This window comes from Frankia sp. Allo2, from assembly GCF_000733325.1.
GTDB lineage: Bacteria > Actinomycetota > Actinomycetes > Frankiales > Frankiaceae > Frankia > Frankia casuarinae.
The window spans coordinates 47278-64672 of sequence record NZ_JPHT01000003.1 but is presented as its reverse complement, the minus strand read 5'-3'; the positions used below and the strand labels follow the sequence as shown (position 1 = coordinate 64672).

Genomic DNA, 17395 nt, shown 5'->3' with positions numbered 1-17395 from the left:
CCCGATCCCCCAGGAGGGACAGAGACATGGATGCGATCTTCGCCAATCTCATCGGTGGCGTCTCCACCCCGGCCGTCGATGGCGAGACAATGTCCATCCTGAACCCGTCGACGGCGGACCTGCTGGCGCAGGCACCCCGGTCGGGGCCGGCCGACGTCGACGCGGCCGTGGCGGCCGCGAGCGCGGCGTTCGAGGGCTGGCGGGACACCACGCCCGCGCAGCGGTCCCGGGCACTGCTGCGGGTGGCCGACGCGCTGGAGGACCGGGCCGACGAGGTCGCGGCGGTGGAGAGCGCGAACACCGGCAAACCGCTGCGGCTCACCGTGGACGAGGAGGTCGGGCCGTCCGCCGACCAGATCCGGTTCTTCGCCGGGGCCGCGCGGCTGCTCGAGGGCCGGTCGGCCGGCGAGTACCTGGCGGGGTACACCAGTTATGTCCGCCGCGAGCCCATCGGGGTCTGTGCCCAGGTCACGCCCTGGAACTACCCGCTGATGATGGCGGTCTGGAAGGTCGCGCCGGCGATCGCGGCGGGCAACACCGTCGTGCTCAAGCCCTCCGACACCACCCCGGCGTCCAGCCTGCTGCTTGCCGAGATCGCCGCGGAGTTCCTCCCGCCCGGCGTGCTCAACGTGGTGTGTGGTGATCGTGACACCGGACGCGCGCTGGTGGCCCATCCGGGCCCGGCGATGGTCTCGGTGACCGGCAGCGTGCGGGCCGGGATGGAGATCGCCCGGGCCGCGGCGGACTCCTTGAAGAGGGTGCACCTCGAACTCGGGGGCAAGGCGCCGGTCATCGTCTTCGACGACGTGGATCCGGCGGTGGTGGCGCGGCAGATCGCCGAGGCCGCGTACTTCAACGCCGGCCAGGACTGCACGGCGGCGACCAGGGTGCTGGCCGCGCCGGGCGTCCNCGACGAGCTCGCAGCCGCCCTGGCCGAGGCGGCCGGGAAGACCGCGACTGGATCGCCGGAGGAGCCCGACGTCGACTACGGGCCCCTCAACAACGCGGGCCAACTGGCCCGGGTGAGCGGTTTCGTGGAGCGGGCACCTGAACATGCCGAGGTGCTCGCCGGCGGTGCTCCGCTGGACCGGGCGGGCTACTTCTACCCGGCCACGGTCGTCTCGGGTCTGCGCCAGGACGACGAGCTCATCCAGTCCGAGGTGTTCGGCCCGATCATCACGGTGCAGCGGTTTGACTCGGAGGACACCGCGGTTGCCTGGGCCAACGGGGTCGAATACGGCCTGGCCTCCAGCGTCTGGACCCGCGATCACGGCCGGGCCCTGCGGGTCGCCCGCCGGCTGGACTTCGGCTGCGTATGGATCAACACGCACATCCGGCTCGTGGCGGAGATGCCGCACGGTGGGTTCAAGAAGAGCGGGTACGGCAAGGATCTGTCGGTCTACGGCCTGGAGGACTACACCAGGATCAAGCATGTGATGAGCAACATCGAATTCTGACCATCAGGTTCTGACCACCAGGTCAGAAGCGGTCGGGCGCGGGGAGGCGGGTACGAGTCCCGGGCCGGCTCCCGGGGNAGGCCGTGGAAGTAGGATGGTGTGCTTCGAGCGGGGGCAGGTGGGTGGCGGCGAGTCGCGGGTGGGTGGTGGCGAGTGAGGAAGAATCCAGCCTCGGTCGTGGCATCGGCAGACGGGACGACGAGCACCGGGGGCGGCCGTGCCCATGGCGTGCCCCGGGTGGGCCCGCTGACCTCCCGCTTCGTCACGGTCCACGGGTACCGGCGGTGCTATCTGCGGGCCGGGCGCGGGCCGGNTCTACTGCTCATCCACGGCATCGGGGACAACGCGCGCACCTGGGCCTCGATCATCCCGAAGTTGGCCCGCCGGCACACCGTCATCGCTCCCGACCTGCTGGGACACGGCGAGTCGGACAAACCGCGCGGTGACTACTCGGTGGCCGGCTACGCGTGCGGCATGCGTGACCTGCTCACCATCCTCGGAGTCGAGCGCGCCACGGTCGTCGGACACTCGCTGGGCGGCGGGGTGGCCATGCAGTTCGCCTACCAGTTCCCGGAGCGCTGCGAGCGGTTGGTGCTGGTCGCCACCGGCGGGGNCGGGCCGCACCTGCATCCCGCGCTGCGGGCGGCGGCCGTGCCCGGAGCCGGGGCGGNGCTTTCCCTGATCGGCATGCCGCCGGTGCGGGTCGCCGGCTGGGCCGGAATGCACGCGCTGCGCCTGCTGCACACCGATCTCGGGCGGGACGCCGACGATCTCCTGAACGTCTTCGACTCGCTGGGCGTACCCACCGCGCGGGCGGCGTTCCTGCGCACGCTACGGTCGGCGGTGGACGGGCGTGGGCAGTCCATCACGATGCTGGACCGGTGCTACCTCGCCGCCGGGATGCCCTCGCTGATCGTCTGGGGTGACCGGGATGCCGTCATCCCGGTTGAGCACGCGTGGATGGCGCACGAGGCGATGCCGGGGAGCCGCCTGGAGATCTTTTCCGGTGCCGGGCATTTCCCCCATCACACTGACCCCGAACGCTTCCGGGCGGTTCTCGAGGATTTTCTGGCGACCACCCGGCCGGCGAGTCACTCCCCGCAGCAGTGGCGGACGATGCTGCGTGAGCACGGCCGCTCGACCAGGACCACGGAAGTGTCCGCGCCCGCCGTCCAGCCGTCGGGCGCGCGTTCGGCCCCGGCGGAAGCCGCGGGTCGTGGCCTCACCCGGAGCCGATAAACGGGCACGGCTGCCGGCCACCGCGGGGCCGGGATCCGCCGTTATACGTTCACCGAGGTGACCCGTCGCATCGGAGCGGAGCCGCTATGCATCCACGACCCGGTTGGCCATCCATAGCCATGCCTTGCGGGAAGTCACCCGGTGAGATGCGTCGGTGCCGTTCTCGGCTGAACCGCTCTCGCGGAAGGTCTTCCCGGTCACCGATGGATCCGNCCAGCCGAGGATCAAGGACTCTCGTACCTCTTGGCGTGCCGCCTGTTCGGGCCAGAGTCTTCGCGTGATGCGCTGTCTTCCGGCGCGGGTCTGCATTAACTGGTCGGCACCCGCTATCGTGGAGTTCAACGGGCAGGCCGACGTCAATATGGCCTATCCTTGGTGGCGTAACACCAAAGTCCTCTCAAATCTCGGAGGTCGACCCTTGGCACGCCGTGCACGACTCAGCTGGCCCCAGGAACGGCGCCAGGCGAGTGAGGTAGTTGTCCGTCGGGTCGACCCCGGTCGGGGCTGGACCCTGGAACAGGCTCGTGACCTGCTACGACAGGGATACTCCGTCGAGCATGTGGCGGAACGCACCGGGTTTCCGGAGCAGATGCTGAAAGTCGCCGAGGAGGACTGAGTGCAGCCTCCCGCCATCCCGGTGTCAAGAAAGTGCCACGATGCGCCATCGTCGGCTGCCGGCGCGGGAGTGAGTGTTATCCCTTTCGTGGTCAATCCGCAGGTTCGGGGAACCGATCTTTCCCTGGTGATCGAGGGCGACGCCGGCTATAGCTTGCACGGCGCTATCCTAACCAGCAGTGATATGACGGTGTGCCGGAGTCGCGTCACGCTGCGCACAACTGAATCAACGACTTCGCCTGGTTGACTACCCAATTCGTCTGACCTTGGCGCACCTACGACAGTCGCGTCACCGGGCACCTCTGCTGGCTATGCCCGGGTGGCACCCGTCACGCGTACCAGCCGGCGTAGATGGTCNCTGTAGACCGCATCGAGCCCGTAGCCGGCTAGCCGGGTCAGTGTGGTTGTTCGTTGCGCATCCCACCCGAACACGGCGATACCCAGGTCGTGGAGAACACCGACGATGCCGGCCCGTGGTGGGGTCCATTCACGCGCGCGCAGGTTGAGGGCGGTGACTCCGACGGCCCGGAGTTCATCGCCGTACGCGGTCATTCCGCCGCCGGTGACGATGTCGCGGATCGACGTCGAGTTCACCAGCCGGACGTCGTCATCCAGCGGTCGGTATTTCGCTAGGTCCGTGAGCCCGCCGCACAGCCACAGCCGCCTCGCGGCCTCGCCGCCACCGGCCTCGCGGGCGACGGTGACGACGGCCGCCGCCGCGTCCGCCCAGCTGCCCGGCGGGCCCTTCAGATCAAGACTGAACTCGAAGGACGTACCCAGCTGCGCGTAGAACTCCGCGAGGGTTGGCAGCCACCCCGGCAGGCGGTCGGCGGTCAGGTCGGGAATCCGCCGACGCCGCCCGGGCGGGCCGAACACACCGTCATGATGCAGGACCGGAACGCCGTCGGCGGCGAGCCAGACGTCCGACTCCAGCCCACTCGCCCCGCCGGCCAGAGCGCGACGGAACGCGGGCAGGGAGTTCTCCCGCTGGCCGGGGGCGGGAGAACCACGATGCGCAAAACCGATCATGAAGAGCCGTTGAACGACTGCAGCGCGACGTTGTGGAGATGCCCGTTGGTGGTGAGCACCGTGCCGTGTCCCGGCCCCCGGCGCCCGCCCAGGTCGGTGAACCGGCCACCGGCCTCCTCGACGATGACCTGGAGCGCGGCCATGTCCCAGAGCGACACCTCGGGCTCGCAGGCGAGGTCCACGGCGCCCTCGGCGACCATCATGTGCGACCAGAAGTCGCCGTAGGCGCGGGTCCGCCAGACCTGGCCGGCGAGGTGGAGGAACTCCTCCAGCCGGTCGGCGGTCTGCCAGCCCTCGACGGAGGCGAAGGACAGGAAGGCGTCACCCAGGCTGGTGACCGAGGAGACCTTCAGGGCACGGGTGTCGCCGGTGGCGTCGCGAGTGAAGGCGCCGGTGCCCCGGGCTCCCCACCACCGTCGGCTCATCGCCGGGGCGCTCGCGACCCCGACGACCATCTCGCCGTCCACCTCGAGTCCGAGCAGGGTGCCCCAGACGGGCACGCCGCGCACGAAGTTCTTGGTGCCGTCAACGGGGTCCAGGATCCAGCGCCGGCGGGCGCCCGATCCGACGAGACCCTCCTCCTCGCCGAGCACGGCGTCGCCCGGCCGGGCCACGGCGAGCCGTTTGCGGATCATGGACTCGACGGCGGTGTCGGCGTCGGAGACCGGGGTGTTGTCCGGCTTCGACTCGACGTGCAGGTCTACTGCCTGGAATCGGGAAAGAGTGATCCGGTCGGCGGCGTCCGCGAGGCTGAGCGCGAGGGCCAGATCGTCGGCGATGGCGACGGTGTCGGAGTCCGCGGTCGGTTCGATGCTCACGGATGCGGGGTTAGGCGGGGTCACGCCTGCGAGACTACGAGCCGAGCCCCACCGCGCGTCGGTGGTCCCGGGCGCCGGACACCAGGTGGCGGGGTTAGTGTGACCAATCTCCCGATCTATTGCGATCAAGGTGAGGCTCCGCGGGTGCCGAGCAGCCGGCGCAGGCTCGCCAGCCGGGCGGCGTCGGCATGGCCGTCCCGCACCGCCGAGTCCAGGGCGCAGTCGGGGGACGGCGCCAGGTGCTGGCATCCGGGCTGACAGTGCGCGGCGGCCGCGGCGAGGTCCTCGAAGGCGCGCAGCACGCGGTCCGGGGACACCGCGCCGAGCCCGAACGACCGGACACCCGGGGTGTCCACGACAGTGCCCCCCTGGGGCAGCCGCAGTGCGACAGCGGCCGACGAGGTGTGCCGGCCGCGGCCGGTCACGGCGTTGACCTCGCCGATCGCCCGGTCCGCCGCCGGCACCAGCCGGTTCACCAGGGTGGACTTGCCGACCCCGCTGTGCCCGAACAGCACACTGACCCGATTGGTCAGCAGCTCCAGCAGCGCGCGCAGGTCCCCACCGGGGCGCGTGGTCACGACGGGGAGTCCGAGTGGGCGGTACAGGTCCACCAGCGCTGCCGGATCCGCGAGATCCGTCTTGGTCAGGCACAGGACCGGGGAGAGCCCGCCGTCGTAGGCGGCGACCAGGCATCGGTCGATCAGGCCGGGCCGCGGCGGCGGATCGGTGACCGCGCAGACGATGACCAGGACGTCGGCGTTCGCGACGATCGGGCGTTCCACCGGATCGCTGTCGTCGGGGGTGCGCCGCAGGACGCTCGTGNGTTCCTCGCGGCGGACGATGCGCGCCAAGAGGCCCGCCGCCCCGGAGACATCTCCCACGAGGGCCACCCGGTCACCGACTATCACGGAGGTCCGGCGCATCGACCCACCGCGCACGGCCGCGACCAGGCGGTCGGCCATCGTGTCGAGCCGGCAGGTGTACCGGCCGCGGTCGACNCCCACTNCCNCCGCCGCGACCGCCTCGGCATGGTCGGGCCGGTCCCGGGTCCGGGGGCGCGATCCCCGGCTCGGCCGGACCCGGACGTCGTCCTCGTCCAGCTCGCGGGCCATCGGACTAGCCGCCGGCGCTGTCGGTCGGACCCGGGGGGCAGCCGGCCTGGCCTGGGGGGCGTCGCGTCGCGCCGCTCATTGGTCCAGCATCGCCGTCCACATCTCGGGGAAGTCCGGCACCGTCTTGCCGGTCGTCGCGATGTCGTCGATGACGATCCCGGGCACCACGAGGCCGACCACCGCGTAGGCCATCGCCAGCCGATGATCGGCGTGCGGGTCGAGCCGGGCGCCGTGCAGGGGCGCCGGACTGATCGCCAGCCCGTCGTCGGCGACGGTGATCCGTGCGCCCAGGCGACCGAGTTCGAGGGCCAGGGCGGCCAGCCGGTCGGTCTCCTGCAGCCGCAGGTGCGCGATGCCCCGTAGCCGTGACGGCGAGTCGGCGAGCACGGCGAGGGCGGTCAGTATCGGAGCGGCTTCCCCGAAGTCGGACAGATCGACGTCGATCCCGTGGACGGCACCGGCGCCGGTGATCTCCAGGCCCGCCGACGTGCGCCGGGCCGTGCCTCCCATCGCCACCAGCAGATCGGGCAGCAGCCGGCCGGGCTGCTCGGTCGACTCCGGCCAGTCCGAGATCANCNCCCGCCCGCCGGTGGCGACCGCCGCCGCGAGGAAGGCCGCCGCGCTGTTCATGTCCGGTTCGATGGTCCGGTCCGCGGCGGTCGGCCGGCCCGGNTCGACGCGCCAGCGCCGGGNGTCCGCCACCGGGCCGGCCGCGGGGGAGCACACGGCGTCGACCTCGACCGTGGCACCGGCGGCCCGTAGATCCGCGACGGTCATGTCCAGGTAGGGAGCCGATGGCAGCCGGGACCCGCGGTGGACGACCGTCACCCCGGTGTCGTAGTGCGGGGAGGCGAGGAGCAGCCCCGAGACAAGCTGGCTGGAGTGGGAGGCATCCACGATCACCTCGCCGCCACGCAGCCGCCCTCGGCCGTGCACGGTGAAGGGCATTCGGTCGCCGTCGATCTCGGCGCCGAGCTCGCGCAGCGCGCCGAGCAGCGGGGTGAGCGGACGCTCGCGCATCCGCGCGTCTCCGTCAAAGACGACGTCGCCGCGGGTCAGCGTGGCCAGTGCCGGGGTGAAGCGCGCCACGGTGCCCGCGTTTCCGCACTCCGCGCGCGCGGTGGGTGCGGCGCTCGGTGTCGGGTGGCCGTGGACGACCCAGTCGGGACCCTCGGTGGATACTTCGATACCCAACGTCCTCAGCACCCCGGCCATCAGCAGGGTGTCGCGGGAGCGCAGCGCACCCCGCAGCCGGGAGGTTCCGTTCGCCAGCGCGGCGAGCACGAGTGCCCGGTTTGTGCCGGACTTCGAGCCGGGCACCGCGACGACGGCCTCGACCGGTTGCCGTGCGAGTGGAGCCGGCCACGGATCGGACTGCGTTCCGGTGGCTTCGCTACCCGTCAGGATGCTCACCATGACAGCATGCCGGACGACGGCCCGGGTCAACCGCGTCCTCGTGACATGCGCCGGCCGACACCTGATTCCCGACACCTGATTCCCGCCACCTGATTCCCGCCACCTGATTCCCGACACCCGATTCCCGCCGGCCGGCACGGGGACGAGGCCCGGCTCCTGGGAATCGCGGCCGTCCTCGAACGCCTCGCCCCCTGGCCCGCGTGGACCGACCGCCGCGCCGGATCTTAGGCGGACCGGCGGGCCGAGGCGATGAGATGGATGCCGATGGACTCACCCTCACGCTCGGCGGAGAGTTCCACCTCCGTGCGTACCAGGGTGGGGAAGCACGAGACGTCCTCGGCGACCGCGCGCTTGACCGCCTCCGCGGAGAGCACGGTGCGCGGGCGGATCCAGTCCACGTCGAGCCCTGCGCTGGTCAGCAGTGCCCGAAGTTCCTCGGGCCAGAAACACCGGGTGATCGTTCCGTCTTCCGCCGGCACGAGTACCACGTCCGCCCGCGGGACGTCGGACAGCTCCGCCCAGCGGTGCTGTTCGGCGAGCCGGGCGAGTCCGAGCAGCAGGGAATCGACGCAGAGCAGCAGCTGGCCGCCCGGCCGCAGCATCCGATGGATCTCCTCCAGGATGGTCTCGGTGGCGAGGCAGAACGACAGCGCCCGAGCCTCGGCGAGGACGGCGTCAAAGGAACCGGGAGCGAACCAGTCCAGCGAGCGGGGGTCCCCCACCACCGGCAGAAGCGTTCCGGGACCGCTTGCCGGATCGGGTGGCAGGGCGCTGGTGACCACCCGGACGACCTGATGGCCGGTGCTCACCATCTGGCGGGCGAAGCGGGCCCGCGGGCCGGAGACGTCGAGCACCCGCGCGGGCCGGGACGGCAGCCATTCGCGGAGCTGGACCGCCGCGACCTCTTCGTAGAACGCCCAGTATGGGTCGTCACTGTTGGCTGGAGCCTCGCAGACCAGGGTGTTCGCTCGTCCGCGAGACGGACCCGGATCGGCGTCGGGGCCAGGCGGCATGAAACGTTCCTACCCTTCGAGGGGCGATGATGCGAGGTAAGTCACACACTCAAGGCGGAAGTCTGACAGATTCCAGGCTCGACCACGCCGTGTCCTTCCCTGTTCGCGCGGATAGATGCGCACCGGATTCGCCGTCCACCGCCGCCGACCCCGGGCAGGTCCCGGGTGATGGAGCGCCCACAGCTGTGGACGGCGGACGGCTGCTGGTGGTTCCCGGCACGGCGGAGTCGACGGTGCTCTTCCTGCACGGAGCCGGGACTGGCACGGACACGCCGCTTTTCGTCCAACTTGCGGCATATCTCACCTCTGTCGGGGTGCAGGTGGCGCGGCTGGAGATGCCGTACCGCGTCGCCGGGCGGCGGGCGCCGGACCGGCCGGCCCGGCTCGACGCGGTCGCGATCGCCGCGGTCGAGGCGCTGGGCCCGCCGCGCCCGTTGGCCTTCGCCGGCGCCTCGATGGGATCGCGGGTGGCTATGCGGGTCGCGGCCGGGCTCGAGGCGTGCGGCGTGCTCGCCCTCGGCTTCCCGCTCCAGCCACCGGGAACCACGCCGGCAGGCAAAACCAGGCCGTCGCGGCAGGACGAACTCGACGGCGCGGGCGTCCCGGTGCTCGTCGTCCAGGGTGAGCGGGACTCCTTCGGGCGACCGCGGCCCGATCCGGAACTCGGCCGCGAGATCCATCTCGTCGCGGGAGCCGACCACTCCTTCCAGACCCGCCGACGGGATGCGCGTCCGCCCGGCGAGGGCGTGGCCGAAGCGGCCCGGGTCGGCGCATTCTGGCTGCGGGGCCGGCTGCGGGAATCATCCGCGGGCTGATCCGGTTGTGTGGGCAGTCAGCCGACAGCTAACCGGCAGCCAGATGACGTCACGGAGGCTTCATGACTCCTCTCGTGGGCTCGGAGATGTGTAGGTCCGCGCAGGCGCGGACCGCCGCCGGCCGGCCTTTGCCGAGCGTTGCGCCGATGCGCGCTCCGGCTTTGGCCGGGGTATCGTCCGCTCTGGAAGGACGGTCGCGTGTCGCCCGGTCAGGTGTGGTGGACGCGGGGTGGGCCGCCGGGGAGCATGACGGTGAGGAAGTGATCCTGGTCGACGAGACCACCGAGGAGCGAGGCGCCCGTTTCGAGCAGGACGCCCTTCCCTACCTCGACCAGCTGTATGCGGCAGCCCTGCGCATGACCCGTAATCCCGCCGACGCGGAGGATCTCGTGCAGGAGACCTTCGTCAAGGCGTTCGCGGCCTTCCACCAGTTTCAGGCGGGCACGAATCTCAAGGCCTGGCTCTACCGGATTCTGACGAACACGTTCATCAACACGTACCGCAAGCGGCAGCGCCAGCCGTTGCAGAGCCCCACCGAGCAGGTGGAGGACTGGCAGCTCGCCGAGGCGGGGTCGCATACGTCCAGTGGGCTCAAGAGCGCGGAGACCGAGGCGTTGGAACACCTGCCGGACAGTGACATCAAGGACGCCCTGCAGGCCCTGCCCGAGGACTTCCGCATGGCGGTGTACCTCGCCGACGTCGAGGGCTTCGCCTACAAGGAGATCGCGGAGATCATGGGTACGCCGATTGGGACCGTGATGTCCCGGTTGCACCGCGGTCGCCGGGGTCTGCGGAAGTCCCTGGAGAAGTACGCCTTGGACCGTGGGCTCGTGGCGGCCGGTTCCGCCGACGGCGAGGGCGGTGCGTCGTGAGCTGCGGCGGTCCACACGAGATCGATTGCCGGAAAGTGCTCGACGCGGTTTTTCTGTATCTCGACGGTGAGTGTGAGGGCGGGCAGCAGAATCTGATTCGGGCCCACCTTGACGAATGCTCCCCCTGCCTGCGCGAGTTCGGGGTGGAGCACGAGGTGAAGATGCTCGTCGCCCGTAAGTGCGGCGGGGAGCGGGCGCCCGAGTCGCTGCGGGCGAGCCTGCTCGCCCGGCTGCGGGCCGCCCGGGTGGAGATCGACGCCGCCGAGTACCGGCCGGAGTAGCTGGGGCCCGCCGGAGTAGCTGGGGCCGGACGGAGTATCGGGCAGCCCGGGGGCGGGCCGTGGCTGCCACGGCCCGCCGGGTGGCTCAGGTGTTCGGGCGCTTGCCGTGGTTGGCCTTGTTCTTCGCCCGTGCGCGCCGCTTGCGCTTCTTCTTCGCCATCAGGAATCTCCCTCCGTTCTGCTTCGACGTGCAGTCATCGTGCCAGTCCGCACCGACGGGAGGTGACCGGCGGGTCCGTCGAGGCCGTCGTCCTCGTCGGCGTCGCCGAACCCATCCGGTGAGCCATCGCCGAGGTTCCCCTGGGCCGGAGACTGTACCGCCCTGGCGTGGCGGCGGGCCTGCAACGTGCGCCACGCCCGCACGGGGGCCAGCGTTCCGAACAGTCCCAGCGCCGCGGCGATCGCCACGTCGCCGACGCTGACGACCGCGGGCGTCCAGGGCAGGGGCAGCGGGATGATGTCACTGAGCAGGCGCAGGACCGTACCATCCCCGGCCGGCGTGTGAAATGCCGAGGTCAAGATGTCGGAAATCGGTACACCGGCGTGGTCGGCCCCCCACCGCGACACCGGCATCTGGCCGCCGTTCGCGGTGATGACGGCGGCGTTGGAGATGAGACCGGTGACCAGGAGACCGAGTCCGGGCAGGCGGTTGTTCGCGCTGGCGAACAGGGCTGTGACCACGGCGGCCGCGATCCACGCCGGGCTGTGCAGGGCGGGCACGAGTCGGCCGATCGCGAGCACCAGGACCGCCGCGGCGAGCAGCCATGGTCGGGAGACATCGATGCGGGCGAGGGCGCCGAGAGTTCCGCCGCGGGCGAGGCCGACGCCCAGACCGCATAGCAGGGTCAGCACCAGAAGTACGAGCACATGCGTAGTGTGCGGTGTTATGAGCGACAGTCCCAGCACCGGGCGGTCGCGTCGCCCCAGCGTGCCGGCCCGGATACATCCGGGGCCCAGGGACGTTGGTCGGACAGCCTCGGCGCACTACGCTCTTGCCAGATTCACCGCCGCTGAAGGGAGCCTGATGGCCGAGGAAGTCCGCGCTGAGATGGTGGCCAACGTCTGGAAGGTCGTCGTCGGTGTGGGAGACCCGGTGAGCGCCGGTGACGCCCTGGTGATCCTCGACTCGATGAAGATGGAGATCCCCGTGATCAGCGAGGACGGCGGGACGGTCGCCCGGATCGCGGTGCAGGAGGGCGACGTCGTCCAGGACGGTGACCTGATCGCCGTGGTCGAGCCGCTCCCCGCCGCCTGATCGTCCTTGTTCGGCGGGGTAGCGGCTGAGAGATCCGATGCCTCGGGCGATGTCCTAAGCTGCCCATTATGGACGCCGCGTTTTGTGACCGTTGCGGTCAGTTGGCCAGTGTGGGCAGCCACGAGGCCTGCCGGCGGGCCCGCGAGCTGGAGCCACCCCGCTACTGTCGAGCCTGCCGGCGGCGGATGGTCGTCCAGGTCACCCCGGTGGGTTGGTCGGCCCGGTGCGCGGAGCATGGGCTGCTCTCGGTCTGAGCTCGCCGACCCCGCCGGGCGTGGGCGAGGAGGAGGGTGACGTCGTCGTCGTAGCCGTCGTTGCCGTCGTTGCGGTTGAGGAGGGTCAGTAGCCGGTCCGCGGTGGTGGGCAGGTCGGCTGTTTCGGTGAGGATGCGCAGCAGGCGTCGGCAGCCCTCGCCGATGTCGACGGTGGGGGATTCGACGAGGCCGTCGGTGTAGAGGGCGAGGGTGGAGCCGGGGGGGAAGCGGTGGCGGGTTTCGGTGAAGGTCTGTTCGGTGACGCCGAGGATGATCCCGTGGGGGTCGTCGAGGAGGTCGGCGGTGCCGTCGGGGTGGCGCAGGGCGGGGGGGAGGTGGCCGCCGTTGGCCACGGTCAGGGTGCTGGTGGCCGGGTCCTGGATGACGTAGGCGACGCTGGCGATGGTGTCGATGCTGCGGGTGACGGCGTCGAGTTCGGTCAGCAGGGCGGCGGGGGGCAGGTCGAGGCGGGCGAGGGNGCGGGCGGCGGNGCGTAGCTGGCCCATGGCGGCGGCGGCGTTCAGGCCGCGGCCCATGACGTCGCCGATGACCAGCGCGACCCGTCCGGCCGGCAGGGGGATGACGTCGAACCAGTCGCCGCCGACCTCGGTGCCGCTGGTGCCGGGCTGGTAGCGCCAGGCCAGGTCGAGGTCGTCCAGGGTGGGGATGTCGCGGGGCAGCAGGGCGCGTTGCAGGGTCAGGGCGGCGGTCCGCTGGTGGTCGAAGGCGTGGGCGTTCGCGATCGCGGTTGCGATCCGGCTGCCCAGTTCGGTGGCGGTCTGGGTGTCCTGCNCGCGGTAGGGGCGGGCCGCGGTGACGGCGAACCCGACGGTTCCCAGGCAGTGCGGGCCGACCAGCAGCGGGACGATGATCGCGGATCGAAGGTGGGAATGCCGGAACAGGGCGGCCACGCTGCTCGCGGGTGCGTCGGGTGCGTCGGGTGCGTCGGGTGCGTCGGGTGCGTCGGGTGCGTCGGGTGCGTCGGGGAGCCGTTCGTCCAGGTCGAGGCGGACCGGTTGGCGGGTGAGGAATACCCGTCCGACCTGGCGTCCGGTCAGGTTGCTTCTTGTGTCTGGTGGGGGGAGGGGCAGGTCGGGGGATGGTCGGGGCAGGTCGGGGGAGTGTGCCCACACGGCTCGGCGAAGCAGCGGCGGGTCGGGTTCGGCCCCCGGGGGGCAGGGCTCGTCGGCGAGGTACAGCTCGCAGGCGTCGGCGAATTCCGGGACGACCAGCGTGACCATCTCCCGCAAGGTGGCCGACAGGTCCAGCGACGCGCCGAGCAGCCCGCTCGCCCGGCTCAGCAGCCGCAACCGCCGCAGTACCAGGTCACGTTCGGCCTGCGCGCGACGCTCGTCGGTCACGTCCACCGCCGTCACGCCGACCGCGATTCTGGCCCCGGTCGAGTCATGCAGGGGATAGTAGGAGGCCCGCCAGATGCGCGGATTCGACGGGTCCGCCGGGGTCGCTCCGATGATCTCCTCGTCGAGGATCGCCTCACCGGTCGCCAACACCCGGCGGNGCCGCTCCCAGCCGAGAGGGTCTATGNCCGGGNNCANCTCCGGGCCATACCCACCGATCATCTCCTCGGCGGACAGGCCGGAGGCCCTGGCAGCCGCCTGGTTCACCGCCCGGTAGCGCAGGCCGCGGTCGAAGACCGCGAATATGATCGGCGCCGTGTCGAACACCCGCAGACACAGCAGCGCCTCTTCCCACCGGGCGAGTGCCNGCGGGTCCGGCAGGCCGGGCCGAGGCCCGCAGATGTCGCTGCGTACCTGACCATCGGGCTGCGGCGTCGGGTTCATCTCGGGACCAGTCCTGCCGGGGCCGGAGCCGCCGGTCACCGTCGGAGACTCGGGCGGGTAGAGACGCATCCAAGTGTGAAGCAGGTCCACCTCCTGCGCGAACGGGAGCATCAGCACCGGGCACGAACCAGCCGGGCACGAACCAGCGTCAAAACGGCTTAGAGAGTGGCCTGCAGGGACTTGATCGGCATGCTCAGCTCGGCCAGCATCTTCAGGTCGGCCTCCGCGGAGCGGCCCAGCGTCGTCAGATAGTTTCCGACGATCATGGCGTTGATGCCACCGAGCATCCCCTGCACGTCGAGATCGCCCAGGGTGANCTCGCGTCCGCCGGAGTAGCGCAGGATCGTGCGCGGCATGGCGAGGCGGAACGCCGCGATCGCGCGCAGCGCGTCACGCGGCTCGACCAGCGGAAGATCCCCGAAGGGCGTTCCCGGCCGCGGGTTGAGGAAGTTCAGCGGAACCTCGTCGGGCTCCAGGGCCGCAAGCTGGGTGGCGAGCTCGGCACGCTGCTCGAGGCTCTCGCCGACGCCCAGAATGGCGCCGCAGCACAGCTCCATCCCCGCGGCCCGCACCATCTCACAGGTCTCCCACCGCTCCTCCCAACTGTGGGTGGTGACCACGTTCGGGAAGTGCGAGCGGGCCGTCTCCAGATTGTGGTTGTAACGGTGCACACCCATCGCCGTGAGTTCGTCGACCTGCTCGGAGGTCAGCATGCCCAGCGAGCAGGCGACGTTGATGTCGACCGCCGCACGGATGGCGGCGACCCCCTCCCGCACCTGCGCCATGAGCCGGGCGTCCGGGCCCCGCACGGCCGCGACGATGCAGAACTCGGTGGCGCCTGTCGCCGCGGTCTGCCGGGCGGCGTCGACGAGCGAGGGCACGTCCAGCCAGGCGGACCGCACCGGCGAGTCGAACTTGCCGGACTGCGAGCAGAAGTGACAATCTTCCGGGCATCCGCCGGTCTTGAGGCTGACGATCCCCTCCACCTCGACCTCCGGACCACACCAGCGCATCCGCACCTCGTGGGCCAGGGCGAGCAGATCGGTCAGCGTCTCGTCCGGGAGCCGGAGCACGGCGAGCACGCCGGCCTCGTCCAGCCCCCGTCCGCCATCGAGGACCTCGCGCCGTGCCACGGTGAGGATGTCGGCACCGTCCTGGTCCGCCGGCGGCCGCTGCGACGCAGGTGCAGGTGCGGTGGGGTGCGCGGTCACGGACGTGGTCACGGATGCAGTCACAGGGGTCTCCAGACAAGGGTCGACGGGTGCGGTGGGTGCGTGGGTGCGTGGGTGCGGTGGGCATCGTGGTCGGGACTGATGCGCATGCACCCAGGTGCATGCGCATCCATTGTCGAACCGGCGCGCGGATGTGGGGCCGGATTCCCGAACACCATCGAGCCCCGAAGACTATCGAGCATGGTGGTTACGTCTCGTAGCGAGCTCTGAACTCCTGGGCACGGAACGTGCCGCCAAGTGCCGGTTGCAGCGAGGCACGCGCCACGGCCAGGAACTCGAGCCGGGCCAGCAGGCCGGCTCCCGCCGGAAGGACGCCGGCCAGCGGCCGGGCGGCCAGGCTTTCCAGGTCGATGAGGTTGCACCGGCAGGCCAGATCCGGTTCGGCCGGCCAGGACCCGACCACCACGCCGGCGAGGTCCAGGCCGCGGTGCGCCAGCGCCTCCAGGGTCAGCGCCGTGTCGTTCAGAGCGCCCAGGCCCGCGGCGGTCACGACGAGCACCGGCGCCCGCAGCACCCGGGCGAGGTCGGCGAGGGTGGCGCCGCCCGCGTCGTAGCGGACCAGCAGGCCGCCGGCGCCCTCGACGAGGACGAGATCGCGGCTGTCGGCGAGGGTGCCGATCCGGGCGGCGAGCTCGTCGAGGTCGACGGCCCGGTGCCCGGACCTGCGGGCGGCNGTGGCCGGAGCGAGCGGGTCGGGGTAGCGGGCCAGCTCGTGGACGTCGGTGATCCCGGTCAGATCGCGGACGAGGTCGACGTCACCCAACTCGCCGGGGCCGACACCGGTCTGGGCCGGTTTCACCACCGNGACCGCGTGGTGTCGGTCGTGCGCGAGCGCGCCGATCGCGGCCGTCACCACCGTCTTGCCGACCCCGGTGCCGGTCCCGGTCACCACCAGGGCTGTCATCGGGCCAGGGCTGTCATCGGGCCAGGGCTGTCATCGGGCCAGGACCCCGGCGGCGGCCAGCGCGTTGGTGACGATCGCGAGGTCGGCATCGGTGAGATCGGCCCGGGCGGCGAGGCGCAGCCGGCTGGTCCCGACCGGCACCGTCGGTGGCCGGAAGCAGCCGACGGCCACCCCGTGCCCGCGGCAGGTCGTCGCGGCCGCGATCGCGGGTTCGGGATCCCCAATGATCACTGAAACGACGGCCCCGGCGGGATCCGGCGCGCCGGTCAGGCCGGCGAGCTGACGGGCCCGGCGCCGGACGGTGCCGGGCAGCTCCGGGTGGGCCCCCAGAAACTCCAGGGCGGCCAGCGCGCTGCCCACGTTCGCCGGGGCGAGGCCGGTATCGAAGATGAAGCTGCGGGCGGTGTCGATGAGGTGATCGCGCACGGCCGCCTCGCCCAGCACCGCGCCGCCCTGGCCGCCCAGCGCCTTGGACAGGGTGGCCGTCGCCACCACGTCCGGCTCCCCGGCAAGGCCCGTGGCGGCGAGTGCCCCCCGACCGGCGGGCCCGACCACCCCGAGCGCATGGGCCTCGTCAACGACCAGGACCGCTCCGTGGGCCCGGGCGGCCTCGTGCAGTTCGGTCAGCGGGGCGAGATCGCCGTCCGCGGAGAACACCGACTCGGTCACGACGAGTGCCCGTCGCCAGGGGCGTCCGGCGAGGGCCGCCGCGACCGCGGCCACATCGGCATGCGGTGTCACGACGACGTCCGCCCGGGACAGCCGGCAGGCGTCCACGATCGAGGCGTGGTTCAGCGCGTCCGAGACGACCAGGTCGCCGGGGCCGGCCAGGGCGGTGACCACCGCGAGGTTCGCCGTGTAGCCGGAGGAGAAGACCAGGGCCGAGGCGAATCCGGCGTGCGCGGCGAGCGCGTTCTCCAGCTCCCCGTGCAACGTGGTCGTCCCGGTCATGAGCCGACTCCCGGTGGCCCCGGCACCCCAGGCGCGCAGGGCGCGGATCCCGCCGCCGACGACCGCCGGATGACGGCCGAGCCCGAGGTAGTCGTTGCCCGCGAGATCGACGAGCACGCTTGCGCCCGGTTTATCCGGGCCGCCCCGCGGGCGTAGCTCGCGGCGCAGCCCGGCGGCGGCCCGGGCCCGGGCGTGGTCCGTGAGCCAGGCGAGCGGCGCGGCAGCCTCGACGTCATCGACGGTCACGACGGCCAGCGTACGGGTATCGGCCACTGTGATGGGGTGCCCGCCACCTCACGAACCCGGCCGGTCTGGCAGTCTGCGAGCCGT

Annotated in this window: 18 protein-coding genes and 1 pseudogene; 8 read left to right on the top strand and 11 right to left on the bottom strand. The window is 71.5% G+C overall.

Features of this window, described 5'->3' with window-relative positions:
• Nucleotides 1-26: 26 nt before the first annotated feature.
• The 3 genes from ALLO2_RS03885 to ALLO2_RS03875 all read left to right on the top strand — a co-directional run bounded on the left by ALLO2_RS03885 (nt 27) and on the right by ALLO2_RS03875 (nt 3312).
• A complete protein-coding gene (locus tag ALLO2_RS03885; protein ID WP_035729802.1) occupies nt 27-1457 on the top strand; it encodes a gamma-aminobutyraldehyde dehydrogenase in 1431 nt (476 codons plus the stop codon).
• Between the two features lie 177 nt (nt 1458-1634).
• Complete coding sequence (locus tag ALLO2_RS03880) at nt 1635-2696, top strand: alpha/beta fold hydrolase (protein WP_369808120.1); 1062 nt, start codon at nt 1635-1637, stop codon at nt 2694-2696.
• Nucleotides 2697-3114: 418 nt separating this feature from the next.
• Entirely contained in the window at nt 3115-3312 is a 198-nt protein-coding gene (locus ALLO2_RS03875) for a hypothetical protein (protein WP_035729797.1), read from the top strand.
• Between the two features lie 308 nt (nt 3313-3620).
• Here the strand turns inward: ALLO2_RS03875 and ALLO2_RS03870 are convergent, their stop codons facing one another.
• From ALLO2_RS03870 to ALLO2_RS03850, 5 genes are all read right to left on the bottom strand, one after another.
• On the bottom strand, nt 3621-4340 hold the full coding sequence (locus ALLO2_RS03870; protein WP_035729795.1) for a glycerophosphodiester phosphodiesterase: 720 nt from the start codon (nt 4338-4340) through the stop codon (nt 3621-3623).
• Entirely contained in the window at nt 4337-5182 is an 846-nt protein-coding gene (gene hisN, locus ALLO2_RS03865; protein WP_035729794.1) for a histidinol-phosphatase, read from the bottom strand. The genes ALLO2_RS03870 and hisN overlap by 4 nt, the downstream gene beginning before the upstream one ends.
• A 101-nt stretch (nt 5183-5283) precedes the next feature.
• Nucleotides 5284-6270: a ribosome small subunit-dependent GTPase A gene (gene rsgA, locus ALLO2_RS03860; protein ID WP_035729793.1), complete on the bottom strand. Its 987-nt coding sequence runs from the start codon at nt 6268-6270 to the stop codon at nt 5284-5286.
• A gap of 75 nt (nt 6271-6345) precedes the next feature.
• The gene (gene aroA, locus ALLO2_RS03855; RefSeq protein ID WP_035729792.1) at nt 6346-7686 is read right to left on the bottom strand and encodes a 3-phosphoshikimate 1-carboxyvinyltransferase; all 1341 of its coding nucleotides are present in this window, start codon (nt 7684-7686) and stop codon (nt 6346-6348) included.
• A 224-nt stretch (nt 7687-7910) separates the two neighbouring features.
• Nucleotides 7911-8699, bottom strand: coding sequence for a methyltransferase domain-containing protein (locus ALLO2_RS03850; RefSeq protein WP_011438145.1), 789 nt, complete (start codon nt 8697-8699; stop codon nt 7911-7913).
• 185 nt (nt 8700-8884) lie between these two features.
• Here ALLO2_RS03850 and ALLO2_RS03845 point away from each other — a divergent pair, with 185 nt between their 5' ends.
• From ALLO2_RS03845 to rsrA, 3 genes are all read left to right on the top strand, one after another.
• A complete protein-coding gene (locus ALLO2_RS03845) occupies nt 8885-9514 on the top strand; it encodes an alpha/beta family hydrolase (protein ID WP_308726831.1) in 630 nt (209 codons plus the stop codon).
• Between the two features lie 86 nt (nt 9515-9600).
• Nucleotides 9601-10386 carry a sigma-70 family RNA polymerase sigma factor gene (locus tag ALLO2_RS03840; protein ID WP_232234878.1) on the top strand — a complete coding sequence of 262 codons (786 nt, stop codon included), beginning with the start codon at nt 9601-9603 and terminating at the stop codon, nt 10384-10386.
• Nucleotides 10383-10667: a mycothiol system anti-sigma-R factor gene (gene rsrA / locus ALLO2_RS03835; RefSeq protein ID WP_011438142.1), complete on the top strand. Its 285-nt coding sequence runs from the start codon at nt 10383-10385 to the stop codon at nt 10665-10667. The genes ALLO2_RS03840 and rsrA overlap by 4 nt, the downstream gene beginning before the upstream one ends.
• 85 nt (nt 10668-10752) lie before the next feature.
• Here the strand turns inward: rsrA and ALLO2_RS28040 are convergent, their stop codons facing one another.
• Nucleotides 10753-10827 (bottom strand): 50S ribosomal protein bL37, encoded by a 75-nt coding sequence (locus ALLO2_RS28040; RefSeq protein ID WP_369807823.1) that lies wholly within the window; start codon nt 10825-10827, stop codon nt 10753-10755.
• Complete coding sequence (locus ALLO2_RS03830; RefSeq protein WP_232234866.1) at nt 10827-11534, bottom strand: DUF5317 domain-containing protein; 708 nt, start codon at nt 11532-11534, stop codon at nt 10827-10829. Before ALLO2_RS03830 ends, ALLO2_RS28040 begins: the two co-directional genes overlap by 1 nt.
• A 157-nt stretch (nt 11535-11691) precedes the next feature.
• Between ALLO2_RS03830 and ALLO2_RS03825 the strand changes: the two genes are divergently transcribed.
• Together ALLO2_RS03825 and ALLO2_RS28035 are read left to right on the top strand one after the other, a co-directional pair.
• On the top strand, nt 11692-11922 hold the full coding sequence (locus tag ALLO2_RS03825) for a biotin/lipoyl-binding carrier protein (protein WP_011438140.1): 231 nt from the start codon (nt 11692-11694) through the stop codon (nt 11920-11922).
• Nucleotides 11923-11990: 68 nt separating this feature from the next.
• Complete coding sequence (locus ALLO2_RS28035) at nt 11991-12176, top strand: hypothetical protein (protein WP_076806814.1); 186 nt, start codon at nt 11991-11993, stop codon at nt 12174-12176.
• 32 nt (nt 12177-12208) lie between these two features.
• On the opposite strand, the pseudogene ALLO2_RS03820 reads toward ALLO2_RS28035, so the two are convergent.
• From ALLO2_RS03820 to ALLO2_RS03805, 4 genes and pseudogenes are all read right to left on the bottom strand, one after another.
• Nucleotides 12209-13978, bottom strand: a pseudogene (locus tag ALLO2_RS03820) (SpoIIE family protein phosphatase); the annotation flags it as partial.
• 158 nt (nt 13979-14136) lie between these two features.
• Nucleotides 14137-15213, bottom strand: coding sequence for a biotin synthase BioB (bioB, locus tag ALLO2_RS03815; protein WP_035729787.1), 1077 nt, complete (start codon nt 15211-15213; stop codon nt 14137-14139).
• Between the two features lie 184 nt (nt 15214-15397).
• On the bottom strand, nt 15398-16114 hold the full coding sequence (gene bioD / locus ALLO2_RS03810) for a dethiobiotin synthase (RefSeq protein ID WP_035729785.1): 717 nt from the start codon (nt 16112-16114) through the stop codon (nt 15398-15400).
• A 30-nt stretch (nt 16115-16144) separates the two neighbouring features.
• Nucleotides 16145-17311, bottom strand: a complete 1167-nt coding sequence (locus tag ALLO2_RS03805) for an 8-amino-7-oxononanoate synthase (RefSeq protein ID WP_035729930.1) — start codon at nt 17309-17311, stop codon at nt 16145-16147.
• Between the last annotated feature and the right edge of the window lie 84 nt (nt 17312-17395).